Below are 26,225 nucleotides of genomic sequence, written 5' to 3'. Positions count from 1 at the left end.
ATTGAACCTGTTACCACCGGCTTCCGAAGCCTTCACTCCGCCTGGCGATTCGCGACATGCTTCCCTCGGAGCGGCGCGAGTTCGTCCGCACGCACCGGACGTGCGTGTTCGGCTACCGCCGTCGCCACGACGGACCGGCGATGTCGATCGTCTACTACGTACCCACCGATGACGACGAGCTCCTCGTCTCCACCATGGCCGGACGGGCGAAAGCGAACGCCGTTGCGCGGGACGGAAAAGTGAGTCTGTGTGTGCTTGACGAGCGCTGGCCATTCTCCTTTCTGCAGGTATATGCCGACGCCGTCATCGATCGTGATCCCGAGCTCACCACCGACGTGATGATGGGCGTTGGCTGGCGGATGTCCGGACAGCAGGCTGGTGAAGAAGCCCGGCCATTCGTCCAAGGAATGGCCGAACGTGAGGACCGCCTGGTAATCCGCTGTCGCCCGTATGCGACGTTCGCGACGCCGCCTCGACATCTGCACGTGAACGAACAAGCAACCGAGTTGACGCACTGGGGATCGTCTTCGGTCGCCTGGAACGCCGCCGACCCGATCCCGCGCCCGTGCTGATCCTGCAAGTCGCATATCGGCGTTGCCGCCGAACGTTCCTTACCGCTCGAAATTTTGCCGATTTTTCGAGCGGTACGGAACGTTCGCGCCGCAAAGGTCAGCGCATGTTGCCGATCAGCGTGCGCAGTTGGTCGTCGGTGGTGCCCAGCGTGTTGCCGATCGCGGTGAGCCGGGCGGCGTAATGGCCGACCGGGTATTCGGCCGTCATCCCGATACCGCCGTGCATCTGGATCGCCTCCTGCGCGATGTGTCGTCCCGACCGCCCGATCTGCAGTTTCGCGCGTGCGGCGATCACCGGGTCGAAGGTGCCGTCGGCTATCGACATCGCGGCGTAGAAGTTCATGCTGCGCGCCAACTCGAGTGACACGTACATGTCCGCAGCGCGTTGCGTCAGCGTCTGGAACTTGTTCAGGGTCACCCCGAATTGCTTTCGGCTGGTGAGGTATTCGGTGGTCAGCCGCAGCGCCTCCTCCATCGCCCCGACAGCTTCTGCGCACAGCACCGACTGGTAACGGATCACCGCCCGCACGATGTGTTCGCCTGCGTTCCCACCATCGCCGAGCGGTTCGGCGGCGGTGGAATCGAGGTGGATGTCGGCGCCCCGCTGGCCGTCGAACGTTCGATAGGCCCGCCGCTGCGCGTTCACCCCCTCGACGAGGAACAGCCCGACGCCGCCGTCGGGCAACTTCGCGCTGACGACCAGGACGTCGGCGCAATCACCTGCCAGCACAGGGTTTTTGCGCCCTGTGACGGTCCACCGGTCGGAAAGCTGCGCCGTGCTGCCGATCTTGTCCGACGGGCGGCGCATGCCCGGTTCCAGATGCGCGAACGCCAACAACGTGCCGCCCGACGCGACGTCGTCGAGCATCTGCCTCTGCTGCTCGTTGCCCAGTTCGGCAACGAGTGCACCGGGGACGAGCGCGGCGTGCGACACCGGTTCCGGGGCCAACCGCCTACCGATCTCGGTGGCGACGACCATGATCTCGATCTGACCGGATTCACTCGGATCGAAACCGAGGCCGAGAATCCCCACCTCGGCGAGTTGGTTCCACACCTCACGGCTCCAGCCGAGATCGGTGTCGGCCACCTTGTTGAGGCGCTCGATATCGTAACTGCGCGACAGCAATTCACGAGTCGTGTCCCGCAACAGCTGCTGCTCTTCGGTCAGGTCGAAGTCCATGCTCTCGCTCACAATCCCAGAATCGTCGACGCGATGATGCTGCGTTGCACCTCGTTGGTGCCGCCGTAGATCGACGTCTTGCGGAAGTTGAGATACCTCGGCGCGGCTTCCTGCGCCCACACCGGCGTGTCGATGTCGTCGCCGGCCCCGAACGGCAGCGCATCGGGCCCGGCCACCTCGACGAGAAGCTCCATCACCGCCTGCTGCAGTTGACTGCCGCACAGTTTCAGGATCGACGATGCGGGGTTCGGCGTGCCGTCATCCGAGGTGCGGGTGACGCGCATCTGCGTCAACTCCAGCGCCAGCAGTTGGTTCTCCACCTCGGCGACCCGGGCCGCGAAAAGCGGGTCTTCGAGCAGGGCGCCGGCCCGTTCCTTCACCTGCGCCAGCCACACCTTGGTGGTGCCGATCCGGGCGATGCCGGTGCGCTCGTTGCCGAGCAGGAACTTCGCATACGTCCAGCCCTGGTTCTCCTCGCCGACGAGTTGGTCCGCAGGCACCCGGACGTCTTCGAAGAACACCTCGTTGACCTCGTAACTGCCGTCGATCAGCTTGATCGGTCGCAGCGTGATGCCCGGCGTCGACATGTCGGCCAGCAGGAACGAGATGCCTGCCTGCTTCTTGGGGGCATTCGGGTCGGTCCTGGCGAGCAGGAAGATCCAGTTCGCGTACTGGCCGAGCGTCGTCCACGTTTTCTGGCCGTTGACGACGTAGGTGTCGCCGTCGCGCACCGCGGTGGTGCGCAGTGAGGCAAGGTCGGACCCCGCCTCCGGCTCGGAAAAGCCTTGGCACCACCAGATGTCCAGGTTGGCGGTCGGCGGCAGGAACCGCTGTTTGAGTTCTTGCGAGCCGAACTGGGCGATCACCGGGCCGACCATCTTGGCGTTGAACGCCAGCGGTTCCGGCACACAAGCCAGTTGCAGCTCGTCCATCCAGATCTGCCGCTGCAACGGCGTCCAGTCCTTGCCGCCCCACTCCACCGGCCAGTTCGGCACAGCCAGCCCGTGGGCATTGAGGATCCGCTGGCTGGTCACCATGTCGTCGGGAAACCGCGGGTGGCCTGCCCGCACCCGGTCCCGGATCTCGGCCGGTATCTCGGTGGTGAACAGTTCGCGCAGTTCCTCGCGGAAGGCAGCATCTTCGCTCCTCAACGCCAGTTTCAAGGTCAACCCCGATCTATCGCGGACGTGCTGGGCACTCTCCTTTGATTGTGCAGGGCGTGTTCGGATCCAGTGACGCCGGGCTACGTTCACCCGCCCGCGGCGATGACCGACTTGCCGAACCGTTCGATGGTCTCGAGCACATGTGCCAGGCTGTCCCCCGGCAAACCGACTTGCAGCCAGGTAACCCCCAGTGCGGCAAGCTTTTCCACTCCGCCGAGATAGGCGTCGGCGTTGAAGTCGTCGGCGCCGGGACTTCCGCCCTCGGCATTGGTGAAGCAGACATCGACCGTCACGGGATCCCGGCCCGCCGCCTCCAGGCGACGGCGCAGATCGTCGATGCCGCCGCCGAGCGTCTCCGAATCCATCGGGGCGGTGCGCGCCGTCCGCGCCAGCACGGCGGGCGCCGGGAACGGGCACCAACCGTCGCCGTGGGTGGTCACCCGCCTGCGCGCGGCAGCGGTGTTGCCGCCGATCCAGATCGGCGGGTGCGGATCGCTCACCGGCCGCGGATGCGCGGTGATTCCCGTTGCGGTGAAATGCTTCCCCTCGTACGCATAGTCATCGGTGGTCCAGATGCCGCGGATCACCTCCAACGCCTCGTCGAACAACTGCGCACGCTCGTCGAAATCGACACCGAGCGCGGCGAACTCCCGCTTGAGGTATCCAACGCCGACGCCGAGGGTGAACCGGCCGCCCGACAGCAGATCCAGCGTCGCGCCCGATTTCGCCACCACGAACGGGTTGCGGTACGGCAACACCACGATGTTCGGAATCAACCGCAGCGTCGACGTGTGCGCCGCCGCGAAACCCATCGCCACGAACGGGTCGACCGCGTCGTGCCCGCCCGACTCCAACCACCGCTGCGTCGGCGCCGGGTGATCGGTGAACCCGAACCCGTCGAACCCCGCCGCCTCCGCCGCAGCGGCCACGGTCGCGATCCCTGACCCGGTGACCAGCTCCGGGTTGTACGGATGGCTGTGCATCGGGTGCGTGAACGTGAACTTCATCCGGGTGCTCCGCCCTAGAACAGTCTTCTCGATTCCTGAGAATGTCGTTACCATGCGGATCACCGAATGTACAGAGTGCAGGTACCGGAAGAGGTGACAGGCCCATGACCAAGCCGGAGATCGGCGTCTACCTGCCGCAGATGGGTTTCACCTACGAGCAGATCCTGCACCGGGCGCAACGCTGCGACGCGCTCGGCGTCGACTCGCTGTGGCTATACGACCACCTGTACGGGCCCGGCGCGCCCGGCTACCCGTCGATGGAAGCGTGGACGTTGGCCACCGCGCTGCTCAGCAGGACCGACCGCATCGGTGTCGGGCACATGGTGTTGTGCAACCAGTTTCGCCATCCGGTGGTGCTGGCGAAGATGGCGACCACACTCGACCAGATCTCGGGCGGCCGGCTTCGACTCGGCATCGGCAGCGGGTCCATCGAGGACGAGCACGACAGGGCCGGACTGCACTGGGGATCGTTTCGCGAACGCTCGGAGAAGCTCGGCGAGACGCTGGAAATCCTGCATCAGGCCTTCGCGAACGAGGTAATCGACTTCACCGGCGAGCATTTCACCGTTCGCGACATGCCGGTCAAACCCGGCGCGGTGCAGCAACCGCGGCCGCCGATCGTCGTCGGCGGGGTCGGCGAGAAGTACACGCTGCCGCTGGTGGCGCGTTACGCCGACGTGTGGAACGTCCCCACGTACGCGTTGGGTGAACTCGAGCACAAGGTGTCGGTGCTGCGCGCGCTGTGCGACGACATCGGCCGCGACCCGGCGAGCATCGTGCTGTCGGTCGAGGCGGTGATGGCGCTTGCCCCCGATGACGCATCGCTGCCAGCGGTTCGCGAGCTGGCCGAAAAGCGGTTCGGCGTACCGGCATTCGGCCTTCGCGAGGGCGGGCTGATCGGCACGCCGCCCGCGATCGTCGACCGCCTACACCAGCTGCACCGCATGGGCTTCGGCCAGATCGTGTTGTTCACCCACGACCGCGGATCTGACGAAACACTCGAACTGCTGGCCTCCGACGTGATCGCTCAGCTGTAACGCGGCCTGCCCAACCCGAGCGCGTGCTGGGCGATCATGTTGCGGAACACCTCCAACGTGCCGCCGTAGATGCCCGTCGGCCCGGCGAGGCGGAAGATGTATTCGGCAGGCTCGTGTGACAGCGCCGCGGCCGTGCCCATGATGTCCATCAGTTCCGGCGCGACGTCGCGCATGGTCTGCGCGATCGCCACCCGGCCGAACATGTCGGGTGTGCTCATCGCCGCTTCCATCCTGGCGATGCTGCGGCCCAGTCGATATCGCACCGCGTCGTCGTCGCCGACACGGGCCGCCACGTGGTCGACGGCCTCGGCCAACAACAGCAGGTGTTCGGTCATCGCGGCGAGCTTCTGCAGGCCGTCGTCGCCGCGCTCGACAGTGCCGTGCTCGTCGTTCAGCGCGTCCCGCAGCACACTCCACCCGCTGTTGACGTCGCCGATGCGATATTTGTCCTCGATGCGGACATCGCTGTAGTAGGTGATGTTGGTGCGGTCGCCGTCGACCGTGCGGATCGGTTGGATCTCCACGCCCGCCCTGTCGAGTGGGACGAGGAACATCGTCAGGCTCTTGTGTTTTGGCGCATCCGGGTCGGTGTTGGTGATCAGGTAGACGTACTGCGCGTTGTGCGCGTTCGACGTGAACATCTTGGAGCCGTTGATGATCCAGCCCTCACCGTCGCGCACCGCGCGTGTCTTACAGGTCGCGACATCCGATCCGCCCTCGGGTTCGGTATAGCCAAGGCACAGCCGGACGTGGCCGGACAGCACTCTCGGCAACACCTCCGCCTTCAGTTCTGGTGAGCCGTACCCCTCGACCGCCCGCGCCACCATCGCCGTGGTGCCCCAGTGGAACCATGGGGTGTGCGCACGCCCGATCTCGAGGCTCCAGATGCGACGACGCAGCCTGTTGAAGCCGCCGTCGGCTTCGTCCTTGAAATCGGCAGCCAGATATCCGGCGTCGCCCAGCGCGAGATGTACGCCCTCGTCGAAGTTCTCGCCGGTCTCCCGGTCGCGGGCGATGACGTCGTCGGCCACGATGGCGGCCAGGAATGCCCGGAGCTCATCCCGAAAGGCCTGGTCTTCGTCGGACAGTTCTACGCGCGCGAAATCCAACTCGGCTCCCTTTCGTGGAGTGCTCGTCGCAGCGCGACACCCTGTAGTTCGAATAGCCGCTGACTCGTTTCCCAGTCTGGTAGCAGCGAGTCGAATCCGTGGCATGTTCCGCCGAAGACATGCAACTCGGTCGCGACGCTCGCCCACATCAGCCGCAGCGCATAGTCGACGGCCTCGTCGCGCAACGGGTCCAGCTCCGAGCAGCTGATGAAGGCGCTTGCCACCCCGGTCAATTCATCGGTGCGCGCAGGGGCTGCATCGGGCACCGCGGCCCCGGCAAGGTAGTGCCGCCACATCTGGGTCACCGCGGGACCATCGAAGCCCGGTGTGGTGACGAATTCGTCCTTCGACGGCGTCGGCCGGTCGTCGAGCACCGGCTGGTGCAGCAGTTGGAACACCACGGGGACCGCCCCGCGTTGTGCCAGCAACGCCGCCAACGCGCCACCGGCGCTGCTGCCCGCGACCGCGAGGCGGCTCGGGTCGATGCCGAGGTTCGTTCCGTTGTCGGCCGCCCACGCCAGCACGGCGGCCGCGTCGTCGAGTCCGGCGGGATACGGCTCCTCGGGTGCCAACCGGTAGTTCACGGAAATCACCGTGCACCGCCCGCGCCTAGCGAACTCGACGCACTGCCGATGGTCGGTGTCGAGGTTACCGAGGACGAATGCCCCTGCGTGGCAATAGATCACCGCAGGCGCGGGCGCCGCTCCCCCACGGTAGATGCGCACGCCGATCGATCCGACCTGCCGTTCTTCGATTTCGACACCCACGGTGTTGACGTGCCTGGCGGCCTCCGCCCGGCGCTGGTTGAGCGAATCACGCACGACGCCCAACACACCGGCGGACAGATCGGTGCGGGCCGCCGCGAACTGCCGCAGCGCGGGGTCTAGACGCTCTTCGACCATGCGGCATCCACCTGACTCGGTGCCACGTCCCCGATCGCGGCGTCGAACGTGTAGTCGGCCGGTTTGAACCTGCGCGTCATCGCCCAGAAGACGCGGGCACTGCGCGGCCACTGCGTGACCACCCGACCGTTGGCGGCGCGGAAGTAGTTGCTGCACCGCGTCAGCCACACGGTGCCCTGCATCCATCCGTCGACCTTGGCGAGGAAGGCTGACATCACCGCGGGCCGCACCGCGATGTACGACTTACGACTGCGGCGCAGCTTTTTCAGAGCCCGCATGATGTAGCGGGCCTGCGCTTCGAGCATGAAGATCACGCTGTTCGACCCGACGTTGGTGTTCGGTCCATAGAGCATGAAGAAGTTGGGAAATCCGGGCACCGCCATGCCCAGATAGGCGTATGCGCCGTCGCGCCACGTCTCCCGCAGGGTCACCCCGCGTTCGCCGACGACGTCGATCTGGCCGAGGTAGTCGGCCGCCGCATAACCGGTGGCGCACAACACGACGTCGACGTCGAGTTCGGTGCCGTCCTCGGTCACCAGCGACCTGGCCCGCAATGTCCGGGCCGGGCTCGACACCACCTCGACGTGCGGTTGTGTCAACGCCTGCAGATAGTCCGTTGCGAAGACCAGTCGCTTGCAGCCGAACGGATGATCAGGAGTCAGCTTGCGGCGCAACGTCTCGTCGGGCACCGTCGATTCCAGCGTCCGCAGCGCGATGCTCTTGAACTCGTGCGTCTTGTCGCTGCCGTTCTCGATCACGGCGATGTTGGACTCGCTGCGCAGCCACAATCGCGTGCGGTAGATCCTCTTCGCGAACGGCACGTGGGCGAAGATCCACTTCTCCCGGTCGGTGTAGGGCCGGTCGGGTTTCGGAAGGATCCACGTGGGTGAGCGCTGCACGGAGTACACCTGCTTGGCCACCTTGGCCACCTCGGGCACCAACTGCGCGGCGGTCGACCCGGTGCCGAGGACCGCGACCCTGGCACCGCGCAGGTCGACGCTGTGGTCCCAACGCGCCGTATGCATCAGCGTGCCGGTGAACGGTTCGGCCTCAACGAGATCCGGCAGCACCGGCTGGGTGAACAGGCCGATGGCCGACACCACGACATCGAAGGTGAACTGCTCGCCGCTGCTCGCCGTCAGCTGCCACTCCGTGCCGTTCCACCGCGCGGCGGTGATCTCGGTGGCCAGGCGCAGGTGCGGGCCGAGCCGATACCGCTCTGCGCAGCGCTCGAAGTACGCCAAGATCTCCGGCTGCGCCGACCACAGCCGCGACCAGTCGGCGTTCAGGTCGAACGAATAGGAATACAGGTGCGATTTCACATCGCAGGCCAGGCCGGGATAGGTGTTGATGCGCCAGGTCCCGCCGACGCCGTCCTCGCGGTCGAAGATGGTGAAGTCACGAAAGCCAGCCCTGCGCAACAGAATTCCGAGCGCCAGGCCGCCGGGGCCCGCGCCGATGATGCCCACCGACAAGCTCATCCGATCTGAAGGCATTGGCCTCCGTCCACGACGAGTTCGGATCCGGTGATGAAGGACGCCTGCTCGGACACCAGGAACGCGACGGCGTCGGCGATCTCCGTCGGCTTTCCCAACCGTCCCAGCACCGACCGCTCGGCGAGTCGCGTCTGCGTCGCGTCATCGAGCATCGGCGTCGCGACGGGCCCGGGGAACACCGCGTTCACCCGGATGCCCGATGCCGCCAACTCGGCCGCGGCGACCTGCGTCAAACCGCGCAGCGCCCACTTCGCCGACCCGTAGGCAGCATGGTTCGCAAAAGCGCGAATGGCGCCGGTGCTGCAGGTGTTCACGATGGCGGCACCCTCAGCGTCACGCAGATGCGGTAGCGCGGCGCGGATCCCGAGGAACGGTCCGAGGCAGTTGACCCGCCAACTGCCTTCGAACCCGGCGGGCGTCTCGTCGGCGAGCGAGGCGCGGTGCAACACGCCGGCGTTGTTCACCAACGTGGTCAGGGCGCCGAACCGCTCGACGGTCGCGGCGACGGCCGCGGCCCACTGCTCGGGGTCGGTCACGTCGAGCGGTAGCGCGATGACGTCGTCGTCACCGGCCTCGCTCTCCAGCACGTCGCACGCCGCGACGCGGAATCCGTCTGTGCGCAAGCGGGTCACGATCGCCGCGCCCTGGCCGCGCGCCGCACCCGTCACCAACGCGATCCGATCCGTTGTCATGACTGCCCTGTCGCTTCGCCGAGGTGAGCGGCGGCGCCGCGCCGCAGTGCCTGCGATTCGGATGCCAGGGTGATCATCTGAAAGCCCGCGTCCCCCAAGGCTTTGCCGCGAGTGCCGGTGCTGGCATGGATGCCGGCCACCAATCCCGCCGCCGTTGCGGTTCTTCCGATGTCTGTGATCGCGGCGCTGACCTCGGCGTCGGTCCACATGTCGGCCGGTCCGACACCGAGCGAGAGCGCGAGGTCGGCGGGCCCGACATAGACGCCGGTCAGCCCTGGCACAGCGCAGATCTCGGCCGCCGCGGCCAATCCCGGTGTGGTTTCGATCATCGCGAACACGCTCACCCGCGATTCGAGTGCGGAGGGGTCGAGGCCGAGGCTGGCTCGTAGCGGACCGAAGCTGCGCACCCCGGCCGGGGCGTATCGGGTGGCGGCGACCGCGGCCGCGGCCTGATCGGCGGATTCGACCATCGCGACGATGACCGCGTCGGCGCCGGCGTCGAGCACTCGGCCGATCGGCGCGGGGTCTGCCGACGGCAACCGCACTGCCGTGGCGATCGGGACGTGCTCCAACCGGCGCAGGGTCACGGCGACATCGGCATCATCGAGATAGCCGTGCTGGACGTCGAATCCGACATAGTCGTATCCCGCGGCGGCGAATTCCTCCGGCCCGATGAGGGTCGGGCCGACCACCCAGCCACCCCACACCTGTGGTTTGGCGGCCAGCGCGTGCTGCAGTCTGCTCGGTGTCATGCGACGATCGCGATCTTGATGCGTTCGGGATCCGGCTTGCAGGCCAACTCGAACGCGGCCTGTACCTCGTCGACGCCGAAGGTGTGGCTGACATACGCGCCGAGCAACTCGGGGTGCATACGCGCGAACTCGTTCGCCGACTCCAGCATGCGCCTGCGGTCCAGCGTCACACCGGATTTCAGCGTAAGGTTGTTGCGCAACATAGTCCGCATGCTGATCGGGTAGCTGTCGTCGTCGGGCACGCCGAAGTAGAAGACGGTGCCGCCGAACGCCGCTGCCGCCACGGCATGACCCAGCGTCGCGACCTGATGGCCGACCGCCTCGATCACGATGTCGGGGCGGTCGCTGGTGTCGAGGTGGCTCACCCAGCGGTCGCTGGTGGCGCGCACGATGGTGTCGACACCGAACTGCTTGCCGATCTCGTCGCGGTCCACCGGATCCACGCCCGTCACATGCCGGGCCCCGAGAGTCTTTGCCGCATAGGAGAACAACAGCCCGATCGAGCCCTGCCCGATCACCGCGACATGACTGCCGTCGAGGGCAGGCAGTTGTTCCAGCGCGTAGAGCACACATGCCAGTGGCTGCAGTGCGACGGCGTGCTGCGGGAGCAGTTCCGGCTCGAACGGAGCCAGGCCGTCGCCGTCGGTCACGACATATTCCATCAGCCCGTCGAAACCCGACGCCCACCCGACGACGCGATCACCGACAGCATGGTTGCAGTGCCTACTGGCGATGACCTCGCCGACCACCTCGTGGATCGGGAAGCCGTCCAGCTCAGCGGCGCTGACCCCGGTGTCGCCGGGCAGCCTGCCCTTGGCGCCGCGGAAGCCGGGCAGGTCGCTGCCGCACACACCTGCGGCGACGAACCGCAGCAGGACCTGACCGTCGTCAAGGCTTTCCGGCGTCTTGTCCGGAATATCCGATCGCTCAAAGGTGTACGGTGCGACGAGCCGGTATGACCACACCGTCAGACCTCCACCGGAAGGTTATTCCAGCCCCACTGGAAACTCGACGGCGGCCGCGACGCGGCGTCCTCGTCTATCTGCCAGTCGTCGACGCGGTTGAGCCATTCGGCGACCATGATCGCGATCTCCATGCGCGCGAGATGGACGCCGAGGCAGAAATGCTGGCCGCGGCCGAAGGCCAACAGGCGTTCGATCTTGCGGTTCCAGACAAACTCGTCGGGATCGACGTACTCACGCTCGTCGCGGTTGGCCGACCCGAGCAGCGTGATGATCCGTTGGCCCGGTTGGATCGTGGTGCCGTGAATGGTGAATGGCTTGCGGACCGTGCGGGCGAACCACTGCGCGGGCGCGCAATAGCGGATCATCTCTTCACGAGCGACAGGCACGTTCGCGTCGAGGTCGGCACGCACCGCGGCGAGTTGATCCGGCCAGCGGCCGAGTTCCCACAGTCCGTGCGCGACGATCTTCGGCACGGTTTCCGTCCCGCCGATGAACACGCCGAGCATCTGGGTGGCCGCTTCGACATCGTTGAACGCCGAACCGTCGGGCAGTCGGTAGCCGATCAGGTTGTCGACAATCGTCTGCTCCGGGTTGGCACGTCGCTGCTCCACCAACGGGATCAAGTACGACAGGTAACCGGGCCGGGCGTTGGCGACCTCCACCCCACTGCCGGGCTGCGCCAGGCTGCCAGCATTGACAGACGCCAACACCTCTGGCGCCAGATCGACTGGCAGGCCGAGCAACTCGCACACGATTGATGCGGCGACGATCCCGCCATACTCCTGCGTCAGGTCGAACGACCCGCGCGGCAGCAACTCGTCGAGCCGTTCGTTGGCCAGAGTGCGGATCCGGTCGGCCAGCTGCGAAACGGACTTCGGCCGGAACGGGCCCGAAGTGCACCGCCGCACACCGTCATAGATCGGGGTATCGAAGTTCGCGTGGAACGGCATCGGGTGCAGCGGCGGATCGGGTACGGGACCGTCGTTGCGCTGACCCAAAACCGTAGCGGCCGGCAGGGTCCCCTCCGACGCGACGAAGGTGCCGTCGTTGATCTCGAGGACACCCCAGATGTCGGCGAACCGCGACAACGCATACGTGTCCCACTTATCGATGTAGTACACCGGATAGTCGTCTCGCAACGCCCGGTAGTACGACAGCGGATCCGCCATCACCGCCGGATCGAACGGATCGTACGAAAACTCCTGCATCACAGGTGAGTTCACTGCAGCGGCGATGGAGGTAGGGCCTGCAGGATCGAATCCTCCCAGCCGTCGCGCAGCGCCGGGGCGACGCTCATCCAGGTGACGATCTCGGCGGGTGGGCTGTCTTTCCACGACGGGTAGTGGTTGGCGAAGCAGTCCCAGTCACCATCGAGCGCCCAGTAGTGGATCACCTCGTTGAAGCGGAACGTCGTGATGAACGAGCCTAGCCAGCGCTTTCCGGTCCGCTCCGACCACGGCACGTAGAGCCGCTCGAGTTCGCGGATGTAGTCGTCCTGCCGGCCTGGCTTGGTCTGCATGATCTCCTGGATCACCAGGCCGGCCCCGAACTTCAACTCCGTGAGTTGGGCGAGGGTTTTGTTGCTCGCACCGGCGTACATGATTCGCCCCTCGCCGGAAGCGCCGATCTCCGACAGGAATGCCGCCCACTTCTCAGCGGACGCCTCGTGGCTGCCACCGCGCGCTTGCGCCTTGCCGATGCGTGAGTAGTCGGCGAACGCGTCGATCTCCCAGATGATCGTCACCTGAGGCCAGTGCCCGTTGTACGGCGTCGTCTCCCAGATCGCGAACAGTCGCGCGCCAAGATCTTCCATCATCGGGTGGTAGACGTCGCTGAACACTTCGGTGAAGCGATCACTGCGCCCCGAGCCCAGGTCGATGGTCTCGTGAAGGTAGAGGAGGGTGTGGCCGTGGTAGCGCTTCATGCTCACCAAAGGCCGCAGGTGGTTGACAGTGGCACATTGCGAGCGTGACACTTATGGCGTGATTTGTAAAGGTACGACGCTGACGCCGCTGGCCAATGGTTTCTGCTTCGGCGAGGGGCCCAGGTGGTTCGAGGGACTGCTGTGGTTCTCCGACATGCTCGGCGAGGCGGTGCACACGGTCAACCTGCATGGGGACATGACCAAGCTGCCGTTGGCCGGGCATGCCCCGTCGGGTCTCGGCTTCCGGCCGGACGGGTCGCTCATGATCGCGTCGACCGAGCGCCGCCAGGTGCTGCGCTACGACGGCGACACCGTATCGACCGTCATCGACCTGTCCGACATCGTGCCCGCGAACCTCGGCGACATGGTGATCGACGGCATCGGACGCGCGTACGTCGGATCGCAGGCCTACGAGGGCGGCGTCATTGTGCGCGTCGACCCCGATGACACCGCGACCGTCGTCGCCGACGACCTCGATTTCCCCAACGGAATGGTCATCACCCCGGACGGCACGACGCTGATCGTGGCCGAGTCGATCGGCAGGCGCTTGACGGCGTTCACGATCGGCGCCGACGGTTCGCTGTCGGGCCGAAAGGTTTTCGCCGACAGCCTGGACGGGCCACCCGACGGCATCTGCCTGGACGCCGAGGGCGGAGTGTGGACCTCGATGACGTTGGCGCACCAGTTCGATCGGATCGTCGAGGGCGGCACCGTAACCGATCGCGTCCCAATCGGTGACCGGACCGCGATCGCGTGCATGCTCGGCGGGCCGGAACGTCGCACGCTGTTCATGCTGTCCACCACGAGCGCCTATCCGGACCGATTGGTGGGGACGAAACTCGCGCGGCTGGACGCCACCACCGTCGACATCCCAGGAGCCGGCCTGCCGTGAGCGACTCGTACTACGAATTGATCGATGCGACAGACAAACTCGGGGAAAAATTCGTAGCGACGGACATGGTCCGCAGTACGTGGTCGGCGGCGATCCAGCACGCGGCGCCGGTATCGGCGTTACTGGTACGGGGTTTGGAACGCTGCGAGCAGCGCGACGACACCCGGTTGAGCCGGGTGCTGGTCGACCTGCTCGGCGGTGTTCCCACCGACGGCGACCTGTGGGTGCGCTCACGAATCGAGCGGTCCGGCAAGCAGATTGAATTGGTCAGCGCGGACATGCTGGCGACAGGCCCCGACGGTGAGCCGCGGCCCGTCGCGAAGGCCAGCGGATGGCGGCTGAAGACACTGGACACCGCGGGGCTGGTCGATGCACCGGCACCACCGCTACGCCCGATCGCGGACGCGTGGAGCCGGGACATGAAGAAGGACTGGGACCCCAACTACGTGCACAGCCTGGATTGGCGGTGGCTGACCAAGCCGATGAGCGAGGGCCCCGGCGAATCCTGGATCCGTCCGCAGGTCGACCTGGTCAAGGGCGAGGCGATGACATCGCTGGAACGGCTGTTCGCTGTGGCGGACTGCGCCAACGGAATTGGCACGAAGATCGACATCAGACGCTGGACATTCATGAACACCGACCTCGTCGTCCACCTGCACCGAATCCCCGAGGGCGAGTGGACCGGCTTCCGCGCGGAGACCAACTACGGACCCGACGGCATCGGCACGACGATCGGCACACTGTTCGACGAGACAGGAGCGGTCGGCGGGATCCAGCAGTCCGTGCTGGTGCGCCCGATGCCTGGTCGCTAATCGACCAACCGCAAAGCCGCTGCAGGGCATTGCGTGACCGCCCGCTGCATTCGTTCACGATCCGACGCCGGGCGGTCATGGTCGTGGATCAGCACGGTGCCGTCGTCCTGCACCTCGAACACGTCGTCGGCGATCGACTCGCAGATGCCGTGTCCTGTGCACTTATCGAGGTCGACTTCGACCCGCATGATGTCTCCTATTGGACGAACGCAGGAACACGCTTGACGCCGTGCACGAAGCTGCTGTGCAGCAGGTCGGGCTCACCGAACTCGACCGTCGTGAGGCGGGTGAGCAACTCGCGGAACAGGTTTCGCAGTTCGGTCCTCGCGAGTTGATTGCCAAGACAGAAATGGGGGCCGCCGCCGCCGAAGCCGAGATGCGGATTCGGCGAACGCTGCACGTTGAATCGGTGTGGCTCGTCGAACACCGCCTCATCGCGGTTCGCCGAACAGTAGAACAAGCCGACCTTGTCGCCGGCACTGACCGGCTGCCCGTTGATCTCGGTGTCCTGGGTGACGAAGCGCGCGAACTGCAGGACCGGCGAGGCGTACCGGACGAACTCCTCGACGGCCTGCCCGATCCGGTTGTCGAAATCGTCCGTCAGCCAATCGCGTTGGTCGGGATTCTCGGCCAGCGCCATCATCGCGTGCGTGGTCGCCTGTTTGGTGGTGTCGTTACCCGCGGACACCAGCAGGAGCATGAAGGCGCCGATCTCTTCGTCGGTCAACCGGTGGCCGTCCACTTCGGCGTTGACGATGCTGGTCATCAAGTCGTCGCCGGGGTTGTTGCGCCGAAACTTGGCCAACTCCTGTCCCGTGGTGTTGAGCAGCATGATCTCGTTGACGGTGTCCTGCGCGCGTTCCTCGAGCGAGCTGTACTCGTCGTCGCTGAGTCCGAACAGCTTCTCGGCGGCCTTCGCCACGGCAGGCTGGTCGGCCTTCGGAACGCCCACCATCTCCATGATGGTCACCATCGGCAGTCGTGCCGAGCACGCCTCGACGAAGTCGACGTCGCCCGCACCGACAAGGTCGTCGACGATGCTGACCGCGTTGCGGTGGATCTGCTCCTCGATCTGGCGCACATTGCGTGGGGTGAACGCCGAGCTGATGAGGCGCCGATAGGTGGTGTGTTGCGGCGGATCCATGGTCAGGAAGAACGACGCGAAGTGCTGGATCTCGGCGGGCATCGGATCCAGCGCCACGCCCTGGGCCGACGTGAACAATTCCGGGTGCTGGCTGACGTAGGCGATATCGGCGCGTCGCGTCAGCGCCCAGTAGCCCGGCTCCTCCATCGGGAACATCGACGGAAACGGCCGGTGCCAGGACAGGCCGTGGCCGGCGCGAAGCCGGGCGAACGACTCGTCACGCTGCGCGAAGGGCTGACTCCAGAAGTCGTGTGATGTGATGTCGATCGGGCTGTACTCACGCGCCTGCACCGCTGCAGCTGTCACGGAAACAGCGTGACACTTCGGTGAAATTTTGTAAAGCTATGACGATGCCGTCGGCGGACAACTCCAGCCGCGAGCGGATCCTGGCCGCCACCGCCGAGGTGCTCGGCAGCCACGGCATGTCGAAGCTGAGCCTGTCGGAGGTGGCGCTGCAGGCGCGCGTGTCACGGCCGACGCTGTACCGCTGGTTCGCTTCGAAGCGAGATCTGCTCGACGCGTTCGTGGTGTGGGAGCGGCAGTTTTACGAGAGCGCCGTTACCAAAGCCACCGCCGACCTGCCCGCGTCGGAGCGACTGGATGCGGCGCTGCGAATCATCGTCGAGTACCAGCAGTCCTATCCCGGGCTGCGGATGATCGACATCGAACCCGCGCAGGTCATCAGGCGGCTGGCGCGGGTCATTCCGTTGATGCGGGCGCGGCTGGAACGACTGGCGACCGACCCGGATCCAGCGCTTGCGGTCGCGACCGCCGTGCGGGTGGCGGTCTCGCACTACCTGGTGCGCAGCGACGACGACGCCGACTTCCTGGCCCAGCTTCGACACGCCGCGGGCGTCAAGCATCACGCGCCTTGAGTTCGGCGAGCACCTCGTCGGTGTGTTCACCGAGTCGAGGCGCCGCAGAACGCGGTGCGCACGGGGTGCCGTGGAAGTCGGCGGGCGTCGCCACCATCGGCACACCGGCTTGCCCGTCGGGTACGTAGACGATCCCGCCCGCTGCGTGGAACTGCTCGTCGGCCACCACGTCTTCGATGGAGTTGATCGGTGACCAGAAGAATTCGGGTTCTGCGGCAAAGACTTTCGCCCATTCCTCGAGCGGTTTGGTCGCGAAGATCTCGTCGAGCGCGGTGACGAGTTCGCCTGCGTTGGCGGCGCGTGCGTGTGCCGATTCGAACCGGGGATCGGTCAACCAGTCGGGTCGGCCGACGACGCGGCACAGCGACGGCCAGTGCCGACTGCCCTGCAGGCCGACGATCCAGAACCGCCGCCCGTCGCCTGCCGTGTAGTTGTTCATGCAGGGATTGGCCATGTTCTCGCGCTGGCCGATGGCGATGGCATGGCCGGTCATCAGGAAGGTGTTGAGGTCGAAGCTGATCGTGTACGCGCCCTGCCTATACAGCGACGTGCTGACCAGTTGGCCTTTGCCGGTTCGCGTTCGCGCGACCAGCGCAGCGCACACCGCGGCGGCCAGCGTCATGCCCGCCGAGTGGTCGCCCATGCCGCCGCGTTGAAAGGGCGGCGTGTCACCTGGGCGAGTCAGCAAGTGCGCCAACCCCGCTCGCGCCCAGAACGCGGCGACGTCGTAGGCAGCCCGGTCGGCATCGGGCCCGTCTTGGCCGTATCCGGTGATCAACCCGTAGACCAGTCCGGGGTTGCTGGCAGCGACGGTGTCGAAGTCCAACCCGATCCGCGTCAGTGCGCCGGGGCGGATGTTGGTCAGGAAAACATCTGCGCCGCTGAGCAATTCGAATGCGGTGGCGCGACCGTCGTCGCTGCCGAGGTCGAGCATGACGCCGCGCTTGTTGCGGTTGTCCATCTCGAACGGCGGGCTGCTGCCGTCTTCGATGCCGAGCATGCGACCGAATGTGCGTGCGGGATCGCCGTCGGGTGGTTCGATCTTGACGACGTCGGCACCCCAGTCGGCGAGAATTCCTGCCGCGGCGGGACCGGCGACCCAGACGCCGAGTTCGACGACCTTGACACCATCCAGCGGTCCGGACACGGTGTACAACGTATCGCCGCCGTGGCGCTTGTCGGCCGGGTTCGCTTATCGCAACCGGTGCACCATTTAGGATGTGCACACCACACGAGTGAGGTCTCGGACGTGAACGAACCGCTACCCGACGCATCCGGCGCCGTCGAGGACACTTCGACGCGGCACCGGATCCTTGTCGCGACCGCGGAAGTGCTCGGCCGCAGCGGTCAGACCAAGCTGAGTCTTTCGGAGGTCGCGCTGCAGGCCGGCGTGTCGCGGCCCACCTTGTACAGGTGGTTCGCGTCCAAGGGTGAGTTGCTCGACGCGTTCGGCGTCTTCGAGCGCGAGATGTTCGACGGGGGCATCAGCCGGGCCACGTCGGGGCTGCGGGGCACCGAGAAGCTGGACGCGGCGCTGCGGTTCATCGTCGAGTATCAGCAGTCGTACTCAGGGGTGCGGTTGGTCGACATCGAACCCGAGGTCGTCATCGCCCAGTTGAGCAGGATCATCCCGGTGATGCGGGCCCGCCTGCAGAAGCTGATGCCTGGCCCGAACGGGGCGGTGAAGGCGGCGACGGCGATCCGGGTCGCGGTATCGCACTACATCGTGCGCAGCGACGACGGCGATCAGTTCCTGGCGCAGCTGCGGCATGCGGCCGGAATCAAACAGAACGGGTGACACTTCGCCGATAGTTTGTAAAGCTGTCTGCCATGACGGGAGTGCAGACGGAATCCGGCGTGCTGGCAGGCGACGAGCGGATGCTCATTGACGGCGAATTGCAGATCACAAGCAGCAAGGCGACATTCGACGTCGTTCATCCAGCGTCTGAGCAGGTGGTCGGCCAGGCGACCGATGGGACGGTCGCGGACATGGCACGGGCCGTCGGAGCGGCCAGGCGCGCCTTCGACGAGACGGACTGGTCGCGAGATCTGGAGTTCCGCTATCACTGCCTGACGCAGTTGCACGAGGCGCTGGAGCGCAACAAGGAGCGACTGCGCCGGGTCCTGATCACCGAGGTGGGCTGTCCGGTCACCGTCACGGGCAGTCAGATCGAGAGCCCGATCGAGGAGGTCAAGCACTGGGCCGAGCACGGTCGTGCGTTCGAGTACCTGGTCGACAACGGGCTGCACGAGACGCCGCTGGGTCCGGCGCGGCGCAAGATCCACTATGAGCCCGTCGGGGTGATCGGGGCGATAACGCCGTGGAATGTGCCGTTCTATCTCAACGTGGCCGAGACGGTGCCTGCGCTGATGGCGGGCAACACGGTGGTGTTGAAGCCGGCGCAACTGACCCCGTGGTCGGGCAGCGAGTACGGCCGGATCGTCGCGGAGGAGACCGATATTCCGGCCGGGGTGTTCAACGTCGTGGTGTCGAATGCGAACGAGGTGGGCGCGGCCTTGTCGGCGGACCCGCGGGTCGACATGATCACGTTCACGGGTTCGACGGCGACGGGGCGGGCGATCCTGGCGGCGGGGGCGTCGACGGTGAAGAAGACGCTGCTGGAGTTGGGCGGAAAGTCGGCGCACATCGTGCTCGACGATGCGGACTTCAATTCGGCGCTGCCGTTGGCGGCGATGATGGCGTGCGTGATGTCGGGCCAGAGCTGTATCTTGCCGAGCCGAATCTTGTTGCCGCGCAGCCGCTATGACGAAGGTCTGGCGATACTGAAGAGCGCGATGGAGAACTTCCCGATGGGCGATCCGTGGACGCCGGGGAATATGCAAGGGCCGCAGATCAGCGAGACGCAACGGCAGAAGGTGCTCGGGCTGATCCGGAGCGGCATCGACGCGGGGGCGCGACTGGTGACGGGCGGCGGTGTGCCGGAGCATTTGCCGACGGGTTACTACGTGCAGCCGACGCTGTTGGCTGACGTCGACCCGGATTCGAAGGTGGCGCAGGAGGAGATCTTCGGGCCGGTGCTGACGGTGACGCCGTACGGCAGCGACGACGAGGCGGTCGCGATCGCGAACAACACGATCTATGGGCTGTCGGGTGAGGTCAGCAGTGCCGACGTGGACAGGGCGTTCGAGGTGGCCAAGCGGATGCGGACCGGCAATGTGACGATCAATGGCAAGAGCCACTTCGGTATTGGCAGCCCGTTCGGTGGGACGAAGCAGAGCGGGCTGGGCTATCGCAACGGCGAGGAAGGGTACAAGGAGTACCTGGAGGCCAAGACGATCGGAATGCCGGATTGACCGACGAGGCGGAGATCGACTATGCGTCCGCGGGTGCGGTCGTGGGAAGCCGAGACGAGGTCGTGGACTGGTTCACGGCACTACATCACGAACATCGAAAGCGTTGTCGACGGTGATACGGCGACGGTGCGGACGATGTTCTACAACCCGATGCAGTTACCGGAGATGGCGTCGCTGAGTTCGTGCGGTGGTTACTGCCACCATGAGTTGGTGCGGACGCCGGACGGGTGGCGCAGTCGACGGTTGCGTGAGGAGAATGTGTGGTTTCTGAATGCGCCGGCGGAGGCTGCGCAAACCCACATGTAAAAATGCCCACGTACCGAGCGACAACGCCCGCTGCCACACACATCGACACCCAACGCTGCGCAAACCCACATGTAAAAATGCCCACGTACCGAGCGACAACGCCGGATCTGTCGGATGTGCGTGCCACGGTTCGGCAATGGAAACCAGGCACGTTCTGCGGGGCATAGAACTTCGGTATGCGCTGACGATGTATTTGTTGCAGCACGGCCCTACTACGGTCGACGAGCTCATCGAAGCCTTGGAGTGGCAGGGATTCGAGATTCCGGGACGTGCATCGAAGCAAGTGTCGGACGCGCTGCGGTGGGAGCGGCGGCGCGGCAGGGTCCGTCGGATCGCGCGGGGGCTCTATGGCCCGGGGTTCGTACCACGCGGCACCGAGCACCGGATCTACACGCGTGTGATCACCATGCGTGCCGCGGCGAAACCCCTGTGGTTTCGCGGTTTCCGGCTATGAGCTCGAGTTGTCGCTCAGTACGTGGGCACTTTCACAAGTGGGTCCGGAAACCGGCCGCAACTGTCGCTCAGTACGTGGGCACTTTCACAAGTGGCTCCGGACGGCCCGACGCTCAGCCCTCGGCCGCCAACTGTCCACAGGCCGCGGCGATTTCGCGGCCCCGCGTATCGCGCACCGTGCACGACACCCCGTGCTCCCGCACCCGCTTCACGAACTCTCGTTCCGCCGGCTTCGGGCTGGCGTCCCACTCACTGCCTGGCGTCGGGTTCAGCGGAATCACGTTCACATGCGCCAGCGGCCCCAGCGCCCCGTGCAGACGCTTGCCCAACAGATCTGCGCGCCAAGGCTGGTCGTTGACGTCGCGGATCAACGCGTACTCGATCGACACCCGCCGCCCCGTCACGTCCGCGTAATACCGTGCCGCCTCGAGCGCTTCGGCAACCTTCCACCGATTGTTCACCGGCACCAGCGTGTCCCGCAGTTCATCATCCGGCGCATGTAGCGACAACGCCAACGTCACACCCAGTCGTTCGTCGGCCAGCTTGCGGATCGCGGGCGCCAAGCCCACCGTGGACACCGTCACCGACCGCGCGGAAATCCCGAAACCATGCGGCGGCGCCTCGGTGATCCTGCGCACCGCCGCCACCACCCGGTTGTAGTTGGCAAGCGGTTCCCCCATGCCCATGAACACGATGTTCGACAACCTGCCGCTGCGCGCGGGGCGCGCGATCCCGTCCCCGTCGCGGTCCCGCAACTCCACCGCCGCAGCACGCACCTGCTCCAGGATCTCCGCCGTCGACAGATTCCGCGTCAACCCGCCCTGCCCCGTCGCGCAGAACGGGCACGCCATACCGCAGCCCGCCTGCGACGAGATGCACACCGTGTTGCGCTGCGGATACCGCATCAGCACCGATTCGAACGTCGTGCCGTCCAGCGCCCGCCACAGCATTTTTCGCGTCTCGCCTGCGTCGCACTCGATCTCCCGCACCGCAGTCAACAGCCGCGGGAACAACGCCGACGTTACCTGATCGCGCACCCCCGCAGGCAGGTCGGTCATCTGCTGCGGATCGGCGATCAACCTCCCGTAGTACTGATTCGCCAGCTGCTTGCCGCGAAACGCGGGCAGGCCCAGCTCCGCGACGGCGGCCGCCCGGCCCGCTTCGTCGAGGTCAGCAAGGTGCCGCGGCGGCATCGCACGTCGCGGGGCATCAAAGACGAGAGGTAAAGACATGTACAGCCAGTATCGCATCAGCAGCGGACCGAAATTGATTGGCGATGACAGGCGTTGATCGCAACCATGGGAACCATGCCCCTGCCCCCGATGCCGCTGCGCTCCGCGTCGAACCTGACGTTCTTCTATGCGCTCGGCTATCCCATTGGCGCACTTGCTGTTTCAGCGATGTCGCCGATGGCGGTACTGCTCTTCCGGTTCGCGCTCGCGGGCGCCATCCTCTCGGCATGGGCCCTGCTCTCCCGTGTGACCTGGCCCACTGGCCGCACCCTCGTCCACGTCCTGATCGCCGGATTGCTCACCAACGCGCTGCAGTTCATCTGCCTGTACCTGGCTCTGATGCACGGCGCGCCCGCGGTGCTCGGCGCCGTCGTCATCTCGATGAATCCCGTCGTCACCGCCGTGCTCGCGACGCTGTTCCTCGGCGAAGGCCTGACCTGGGCGCGAACAGGCGCTCTGGTCCTCGGCGTCCTCGCGGTGCTGGCCGCCTGCGCGGGACGGCTGATCACCATCGGCGGCGTCGACACCGTCGTGCTGCTGCTCCTCGTCGCGCTGCTCAGCCTCGCGGCCGGCGGGGTCTACCAGCAGCGGTTCTGCTCCGGGGTGGACTTCCGTGCCACCTCGGCACTCCAGAACGGCATCGCCCTGCTGCCCGTCGCGGTGCTCGCCACCGTCACGCCCTTCACCGTGACCGACCCGTGGAAGGCGGCAGGCGCGGTCGCGGCCGTCGTCCTCCTCAACGCCACGCTCTGCATGACGCTCTACGTGCGCGCGATCAACAACTACGGCGCCGCGGCGGTCGCGATGCTGTTCGCGGTCATTCCCGCTGTCGCCGGCCTGCTGTCGTGGCTGATGCTGGGGCAACGACCGGACATCGGAATCGCGGTCGGCCTCGTGGTCGGCGCGGCCGCCTGCTGGCTCAACGCCCGGGTGTCACGCCAGCAGCGTCAGGACGATCCAACCGGCGACAGCGGACGGCAGCATCGCGTCGATCCGGTCCATGATGCCCCCGTGACCAGGTAACAGCGTGCCCATGTCCTTGATGCCGAGATCGCGCTTGACCTGCGACTCCACCAGATCGCCGAGCACCCCGGTGATCACCAACATCAGCCCAAGCGGCACGCCGACCCACGCCGGCCGATCCAGCAGGAACGTCACCGAAAGGACCGCGGCGGCGATACCGAACACCAACGACCCGCCCAGCCCCTCCCACGACTTCTTCGGGCTGATGGCCGGCGCCATCAGATGCTTGCCGAACAGCACGCCGGCCACATAGCCGCCGATATCGGCGAACACCACCGTCGCGATCACGGTGAACGTCCTGACGCCGCCGTGGTCCTGGAAGATCAACAGCGCGCTGAAGCTGGCGAACAGCGGCACCCACGTCGCGAGCAGCACGGTGGCCGACATGTCGCGCAAATAGTTCACCGGCTGCTCGCGCAGCCCCTGGCCGAGCAGCCGCCACACCATGCAAACGACGAGCGTCCCGCCGTAGGCGCCCAGCAGCCCAGCCGGGCCGAACCACGTCCCCCAGATCATCGCCAGCCCGCCGAGCAACAGCGGTATCGCGGGCAGGTCGTAGCCCGCCTCCCGCAGCCGCCGGATGACCTCGTGCGTGGCGATCGGAATGAACACCGACAGCACGGGCAGCCAGCCGATCGGCGCGAACAACAGCACCGCGATCGCCATGCCGCCGAGCACGACGCCGACGCCGATCGCCGCGGGTAGGTCTCGGCCTGCGCGGGATGTCTTTTTGGGCGGCTCGGTCGGGCCGGCGTCAGTGTCTGCCACGGGAGTCGCGTGCTGTTCGGTCACTAGACCTCCAGCAGCTCGCCTTCTTTGTGCTTGACCAACTCGTCGATCTGAGCGGTGTAAGTGTGCGTGGTCTTGTCGAGGTCCTTCTCGGCGCGGGCCACCTCATCCTCGCCTGCCTCGCCGTCCTTCTTGATGCGGTGCAGTTCCTCCATCGCCTTGCGACGGATGTTGCGGACGGTGACTCGCGCGTCCTCGCCCTTGGCCTTGGCCTGCTTGACGAGGTCGCGGCGACGCTCCTCCGTCAACTGCGGGATCGCGACCCGGATGACGTTGCCGTCGTTGGTCGGATTGACCCCGAGATCCGAGTTGCGGATCGCGTCCTCGATGTTGCGCAACTGGTTGGCCTCATAGGGCTTTATCACGACGAGGCGGGCTTCGGGAACGTTGATGCTCGACAGCTGGGTGATGGGTGTCATCGAGCCGTAGTAGTCGACGTTGACGCGGGCGAACATGCCGGGGTTGGCCCGTCCGGTGCGGATCGACGCCAGGTCGTCGCGCGCCACCGACACCGCCTTCTCCATCTTCTCCTCGGCGTCGAAGAGGGTTTCGTCGATCAAGGTGACTCCTTGTCAGGTGGTGACCAGTGTTCCGATCTTCTCACCTGCCACCGCCCTGGCGATATTGCCGTCGGTGAGCAGGTTGAACACCAGGATCGGCATGCCGTTGTCCATGCACAGACTGAAGGCGGTGGCGTCGGCGACCTTCAGGCCGCGGTCGATGACCTCGCGGTGGCTGATCGCGGTGAGCAACTGCGCGTCGGGGTCGACGCGGGGGTCCGCGGTGAAGACGCCGTCGACCGCCTTGGCCATCAGCACCACCTCGGCGCCGATCTCCAGCGCCCGCTGCGCGGCGGTGGTGTCGGTGGAGAAGTACGGCAGGCCCATGCCGGCCCCGAATATCACCACGCGACCCTTCTCCAGGTGCCTGCGGGCCCGCAGCGGGATGTACGGCTCGGCGACCTGACCCATGGTGATCGCGGTCTGCACCCGCGTCGCGATGCCTTCCTTCTCCAAGAAGTCTTGCAGCGCAAGGCTGTTCATCACGGTGCCGAGCATGCCCATGTAGTCGCTGCGGCTGCGCTCCATGCCGCGCTGCTGCAACTGCGCGCCGCGGAAGAAGTTGCCGCCGCCGATGACGACCGCGACCTGCACCCCGCTGCGGACCACTTCGGCGATCTGCCGGGCCACCTGGTGCACGACGTCCGGGTCCAGGCCCACTTCCCCGCCGCCGAACATCTCGCCGCCGAGCTTGAGCAGCACGCGGGAGTACATCGGCCGGATCAGTGATGGTTCGTTGCCGTTGGGGCTAGTCGGGTCCGCCATCCGACTCCTTCGAAATCCTCGGCTGTGATCGCACCTAATCCTGCCCCATAGCGGCCCAAAAGCCGCTATGGGGTCGGCGGCGCGTGGCGGATCAGCTTTCGGGCAGGTGCGCGGTCAACAGGTGGGCGGGCACCGACTTGCGGCCGTTGCCCTCGTCGCGGACGTCGCCGAACGGCAGCGGTGTGCCCTCGATGCTGCCTGGGAAGTTGGCGTGGATACGGGCGGGTCGGATCTCATCGATCGTCCAGTACTTCGACACCACCGCACGCAGTTCGTCCTCGGTGACCGGGTTGGCGGGACCCTCGGGCAGGCCGGCACGGTCGAACACCAGCACGAAGTACGACGCTCCCGGTGCGGCGGCGCGCACGATGGACTCCTGATAGCCCTCGCGCGCCTCGACCGGAATGGAGTGGAACAGCGTCGAGTCGACGATGGTGCCGAACCGGCCGTCGTAGCCGCCGAACGCGCTGATGTCGGCGACCGCGAAGCTGGCGTTGGTCAGGCCGCGCTTGGCCGCCTCGGCCTTGGCGAGTTCGATCGCCGTCGGCGAGAGGTCCAGTCCGACCGTGGTGAACCCGCGCTCCGCCAGATACAGGTCGACGGCGGCCTCGCCGCAGCCGACGTCGAGCACGTCGCCATGGAACTTGCCCTGCTCGATCAGGGCCGCGATCTCCGGCTGCGGTTCACCGATGCTCCACGGTGGCTTGGCGCCGAATCCGAGCTGCTCGGCCTCGCCCTTGTATGCGTTTTCGAAGAGATCTTGCGTCGGTTGCGTCATGCGTCCGGTATATCAACCGGCTTGATATGTGTCAATATGGTTGATATGAGCGACAGCCTCGAGGACGAGCCACTGGGTTATCTGCTGCACCGCGTGCTGCTTCCGTTGAAAGCCGACGTGACGGCGAGCGTCCTCGAACCGTTGAACGTGGCGTTTCCGGAGTACCTGTGCATGCGGGTGCTGTCGAAGTATCCCGGGCATTCCAACGCCGAGTTGGCCCGCGCACTGAACGTCTCGCCGCAGGCGATGAACATGGTGCTGCGCGGCCTCGAGGACCGCGGCCTGGTGGTTCGGCCGGCCAGCGTGTCGTCGGGGCGCTCGCTGCCCGCGCAACTGACCCGCGACGGGGAGCAACTGCTCGAGCGCACCGACGACGGGGTGCGCGCCGCGGAGCGTCGACTGATGACCAACCTGAGCGACGAGGAACGGCGCGAGTTCAAGCGCATCCTCGTCGCGCTCGGCACCGACCCGATCTAGGACAG

Annotated in this window: 28 protein-coding genes and 2 pseudogenes; 11 read left to right on the top strand and 19 right to left on the bottom strand. The window is 66.2% G+C overall.

Annotation, left to right across the window (positions count from 1 at the left end; all coding sequences use genetic code 11):
* The first annotated feature begins 1 nt into the window (after position 1).
* Positions 2–572: pseudogene (locus C1A30_RS16855) on the top strand (pyridoxamine 5'-phosphate oxidase family protein).
* Positions 573–669: 97 nt separating this feature from the next.
* Here the strand turns inward: C1A30_RS16855 and C1A30_RS16850 are convergent.
* The 3 genes from C1A30_RS16850 to C1A30_RS16840 all read right to left on the bottom strand — a co-directional run bounded on the left by C1A30_RS16850 (position 670) and on the right by C1A30_RS16840 (position 3,922).
* Positions 670–1,752, bottom strand: a complete 1,083-nt coding sequence (locus C1A30_RS16850; RefSeq protein ID WP_101950265.1) for an acyl-CoA dehydrogenase family protein — start codon at positions 1,750–1,752, stop codon at positions 670–672.
* Positions 1,753–1,760: 8 nt separating this feature from the next.
* Complete coding sequence (locus tag C1A30_RS16845) at positions 1,761–2,915, bottom strand: acyl-CoA dehydrogenase family protein (RefSeq protein WP_101949341.1); 1,155 nt, start codon at positions 2,913–2,915, stop codon at positions 1,761–1,763.
* 86 nt (positions 2,916–3,001) lie between these two features.
* Entirely contained in the window at positions 3,002–3,922 is a 921-nt protein-coding gene (locus C1A30_RS16840) for an LLM class F420-dependent oxidoreductase (protein WP_101949340.1), read from the bottom strand.
* A 104-nt stretch (positions 3,923–4,026) separates the two neighbouring features.
* Here C1A30_RS16840 and C1A30_RS16835 point away from each other — a divergent pair, with 104 nt between their 5' ends.
* Positions 4,027–4,959: an LLM class flavin-dependent oxidoreductase gene (locus C1A30_RS16835; protein WP_101949339.1), complete on the top strand. Its 933-nt coding sequence runs from the start codon at positions 4,027–4,029 to the stop codon at positions 4,957–4,959.
* Here the strand turns inward: C1A30_RS16835 and C1A30_RS16830 are convergent.
* From C1A30_RS16830 to C1A30_RS16795, 8 genes are read right to left on the bottom strand one after another with little or no spacing between them, the layout of a single operon-like run.
* Positions 4,950–6,068 carry an acyl-CoA dehydrogenase family protein gene (locus tag C1A30_RS16830; RefSeq protein ID WP_101949338.1) on the bottom strand — a complete coding sequence of 373 codons (1,119 nt, stop codon included), beginning with the start codon at positions 6,066–6,068 and terminating at the stop codon, positions 4,950–4,952. The genes C1A30_RS16835 and C1A30_RS16830 overlap by 10 nt on opposite strands.
* A complete protein-coding gene (locus tag C1A30_RS16825; protein WP_101949337.1) occupies positions 6,050–6,970 on the bottom strand; it encodes an alpha/beta hydrolase fold domain-containing protein in 921 nt (306 codons plus the stop codon). Before C1A30_RS16825 ends, C1A30_RS16830 begins: the two co-directional genes overlap by 19 nt.
* On the bottom strand, positions 6,952–8,466 hold the full coding sequence (locus tag C1A30_RS16820) for an NAD(P)/FAD-dependent oxidoreductase (RefSeq protein WP_101949336.1): 1,515 nt from the start codon (positions 8,464–8,466) through the stop codon (positions 6,952–6,954). Before C1A30_RS16820 ends, C1A30_RS16825 begins: the two co-directional genes overlap by 19 nt.
* Positions 8,448–9,158, bottom strand: coding sequence for an SDR family NAD(P)-dependent oxidoreductase (locus C1A30_RS16815; protein WP_101949335.1), 711 nt, complete (start codon positions 9,156–9,158; stop codon positions 8,448–8,450). Before C1A30_RS16815 ends, C1A30_RS16820 begins: the two co-directional genes overlap by 19 nt.
* A complete protein-coding gene (locus C1A30_RS16810; RefSeq protein ID WP_101949334.1) occupies positions 9,155–9,910 on the bottom strand; it encodes an HpcH/HpaI aldolase/citrate lyase family protein in 756 nt (251 codons plus the stop codon). The genes C1A30_RS16815 and C1A30_RS16810 overlap by 4 nt, the downstream gene beginning before the upstream one ends.
* A complete protein-coding gene (locus C1A30_RS16805) occupies positions 9,907–10,875 on the bottom strand; it encodes a zinc-binding dehydrogenase (RefSeq protein ID WP_101949333.1) in 969 nt (322 codons plus the stop codon). The genes C1A30_RS16810 and C1A30_RS16805 overlap by 4 nt, the downstream gene beginning before the upstream one ends.
* Positions 10,876–10,877: 2 nt before the next feature.
* Entirely contained in the window at positions 10,878–12,083 is a 1,206-nt protein-coding gene (locus C1A30_RS16800; RefSeq protein ID WP_101950264.1) for a cytochrome P450, read from the bottom strand.
* An 11-nt stretch (positions 12,084–12,094) separates the two neighbouring features.
* The gene (locus C1A30_RS16795; protein WP_101949332.1) at positions 12,095–12,799 is read right to left on the bottom strand and encodes an NIPSNAP family protein; all 705 of its coding nucleotides are present in this window, start codon (positions 12,797–12,799) and stop codon (positions 12,095–12,097) included.
* Positions 12,800–12,857: 58 nt separating this feature from the next.
* Here C1A30_RS16795 and C1A30_RS16790 point away from each other — a divergent pair, with 58 nt between their 5' ends.
* Together C1A30_RS16790 and C1A30_RS16785 are read left to right on the top strand one after the other, a co-directional pair.
* The gene (locus C1A30_RS16790) at positions 12,858–13,691 is read left to right on the top strand and encodes an SMP-30/gluconolactonase/LRE family protein (protein WP_235009944.1); all 834 of its coding nucleotides are present in this window, start codon (positions 12,858–12,860) and stop codon (positions 13,689–13,691) included.
* A complete protein-coding gene (locus C1A30_RS16785; protein ID WP_101949330.1) occupies positions 13,688–14,503 on the top strand; it encodes a thioesterase family protein in 816 nt (271 codons plus the stop codon). Before C1A30_RS16790 ends, C1A30_RS16785 begins: the two co-directional genes overlap by 4 nt.
* On the opposite strand, the gene C1A30_RS16780 is transcribed toward C1A30_RS16785, so the two are convergent.
* Complete coding sequence (locus C1A30_RS16780) at positions 14,500–14,691, bottom strand: ferredoxin (protein ID WP_101949329.1); 192 nt, start codon at positions 14,689–14,691, stop codon at positions 14,500–14,502. The two genes, C1A30_RS16785 and C1A30_RS16780, sit on opposite strands and share 4 nt — an antisense overlap.
* A gap of 8 nt (positions 14,692–14,699) precedes the next feature.
* Positions 14,700–15,953, bottom strand: a complete 1,254-nt coding sequence (locus C1A30_RS16775) for a cytochrome P450 (protein WP_101949328.1) — start codon at positions 15,951–15,953, stop codon at positions 14,700–14,702.
* A 38-nt stretch (positions 15,954–15,991) separates the two neighbouring features.
* Between C1A30_RS16775 and C1A30_RS16770 the strand changes: the two genes are divergently transcribed.
* Positions 15,992–16,522, top strand: coding sequence for a TetR/AcrR family transcriptional regulator (locus tag C1A30_RS16770; RefSeq protein WP_101949327.1), 531 nt, complete (start codon positions 15,992–15,994; stop codon positions 16,520–16,522).
* On the opposite strand, the gene C1A30_RS16765 is transcribed toward C1A30_RS16770, so the two are convergent.
* Positions 16,503–17,669, bottom strand: a complete 1,167-nt coding sequence (locus C1A30_RS16765; RefSeq protein WP_101950263.1) for a CaiB/BaiF CoA-transferase family protein — start codon at positions 17,667–17,669, stop codon at positions 16,503–16,505. The genes C1A30_RS16770 and C1A30_RS16765 overlap by 20 nt on opposite strands.
* Before the next feature lie 102 nt (positions 17,670–17,771).
* On the opposite strand from C1A30_RS16765, the gene C1A30_RS16760 reads away from it, so the two are divergent.
* From C1A30_RS16760 to C1A30_RS16745, 4 genes and pseudogenes are all read left to right on the top strand, one after another.
* Entirely contained in the window at positions 17,772–18,320 is a 549-nt protein-coding gene (locus tag C1A30_RS16760; protein ID WP_067799885.1) for a TetR/AcrR family transcriptional regulator, read from the top strand.
* A gap of 32 nt (positions 18,321–18,352) precedes the next feature.
* Positions 18,353–19,837 carry an aldehyde dehydrogenase family protein gene (locus C1A30_RS16755; RefSeq protein WP_101949326.1) on the top strand — a complete coding sequence of 495 codons (1,485 nt, stop codon included), beginning with the start codon at positions 18,353–18,355 and terminating at the stop codon, positions 19,835–19,837.
* Positions 19,750–20,143, top strand: a pseudogene (locus tag C1A30_RS16750) (nuclear transport factor 2 family protein); the annotation flags it as partial. The gene C1A30_RS16755 and the pseudogene C1A30_RS16750, both read left to right, overlap by 88 nt.
* Before the next feature lie 136 nt (positions 20,144–20,279).
* Positions 20,280–20,597, top strand: coding sequence for a hypothetical protein (locus tag C1A30_RS16745; protein WP_101949325.1), 318 nt, complete (start codon positions 20,280–20,282; stop codon positions 20,595–20,597).
* A 112-nt stretch (positions 20,598–20,709) separates the two neighbouring features.
* On the opposite strand, the gene rlmN is transcribed toward C1A30_RS16745, so the two are convergent.
* On the bottom strand, positions 20,710–21,828 hold the full coding sequence (rlmN, locus tag C1A30_RS16740; RefSeq protein ID WP_101950262.1) for a 23S rRNA (adenine(2503)-C(2))-methyltransferase RlmN: 1,119 nt from the start codon (positions 21,826–21,828) through the stop codon (positions 20,710–20,712).
* Between the two features lie 66 nt (positions 21,829–21,894).
* On the opposite strand from rlmN, the gene C1A30_RS16735 reads away from it, so the two are divergent.
* The gene (locus tag C1A30_RS16735) at positions 21,895–22,851 is read left to right on the top strand and encodes a DMT family transporter (protein ID WP_235009942.1); all 957 of its coding nucleotides are present in this window, start codon (positions 21,895–21,897) and stop codon (positions 22,849–22,851) included.
* Here C1A30_RS16735 and C1A30_RS16730 read toward each other — a convergent pair.
* The 4 genes from C1A30_RS16730 to C1A30_RS16715 all read right to left on the bottom strand — a co-directional run bounded on the left by C1A30_RS16730 (position 22,762) and on the right by C1A30_RS16715 (position 25,743).
* Entirely contained in the window at positions 22,762–23,643 is an 882-nt protein-coding gene (locus C1A30_RS16730) for a phosphatidate cytidylyltransferase (protein WP_101949324.1), read from the bottom strand. The genes C1A30_RS16735 and C1A30_RS16730 overlap by 90 nt on opposite strands.
* Positions 23,643–24,200 carry a ribosome recycling factor gene (gene frr / locus C1A30_RS16725; protein WP_067799758.1) on the bottom strand — a complete coding sequence of 186 codons (558 nt, stop codon included), beginning with the start codon at positions 24,198–24,200 and terminating at the stop codon, positions 23,643–23,645. Before frr ends, C1A30_RS16730 begins: the two co-directional genes overlap by 1 nt.
* 12 nt (positions 24,201–24,212) lie before the next feature.
* On the bottom strand, positions 24,213–24,965 hold the full coding sequence (gene pyrH / locus C1A30_RS16720; protein WP_067799761.1) for a UMP kinase: 753 nt from the start codon (positions 24,963–24,965) through the stop codon (positions 24,213–24,215).
* A gap of 91 nt (positions 24,966–25,056) precedes the next feature.
* Positions 25,057–25,743, bottom strand: coding sequence for a class I SAM-dependent methyltransferase (locus tag C1A30_RS16715; protein ID WP_101949323.1), 687 nt, complete (start codon positions 25,741–25,743; stop codon positions 25,057–25,059).
* A 36-nt stretch (positions 25,744–25,779) separates the two neighbouring features.
* Between C1A30_RS16715 and C1A30_RS16710 the strand changes: the two genes are divergently transcribed.
* Entirely contained in the window at positions 25,780–26,220 is a 441-nt protein-coding gene (locus C1A30_RS16710; protein WP_200828289.1) for a MarR family winged helix-turn-helix transcriptional regulator, read from the top strand.
* The last annotated feature ends 5 nt before the right edge of the window (positions 26,221–26,225 follow it).

It is taken from the genome of Mycobacterium sp. 3519A (genome assembly GCF_900240945.1).
Classification (GTDB): domain Bacteria; phylum Actinomycetota; class Actinomycetes; order Mycobacteriales; family Mycobacteriaceae; genus Mycobacterium.
Note: the sequence above shows the minus strand (reverse complement) of the source record. Positions and strands in the feature narration are given on the sequence as shown.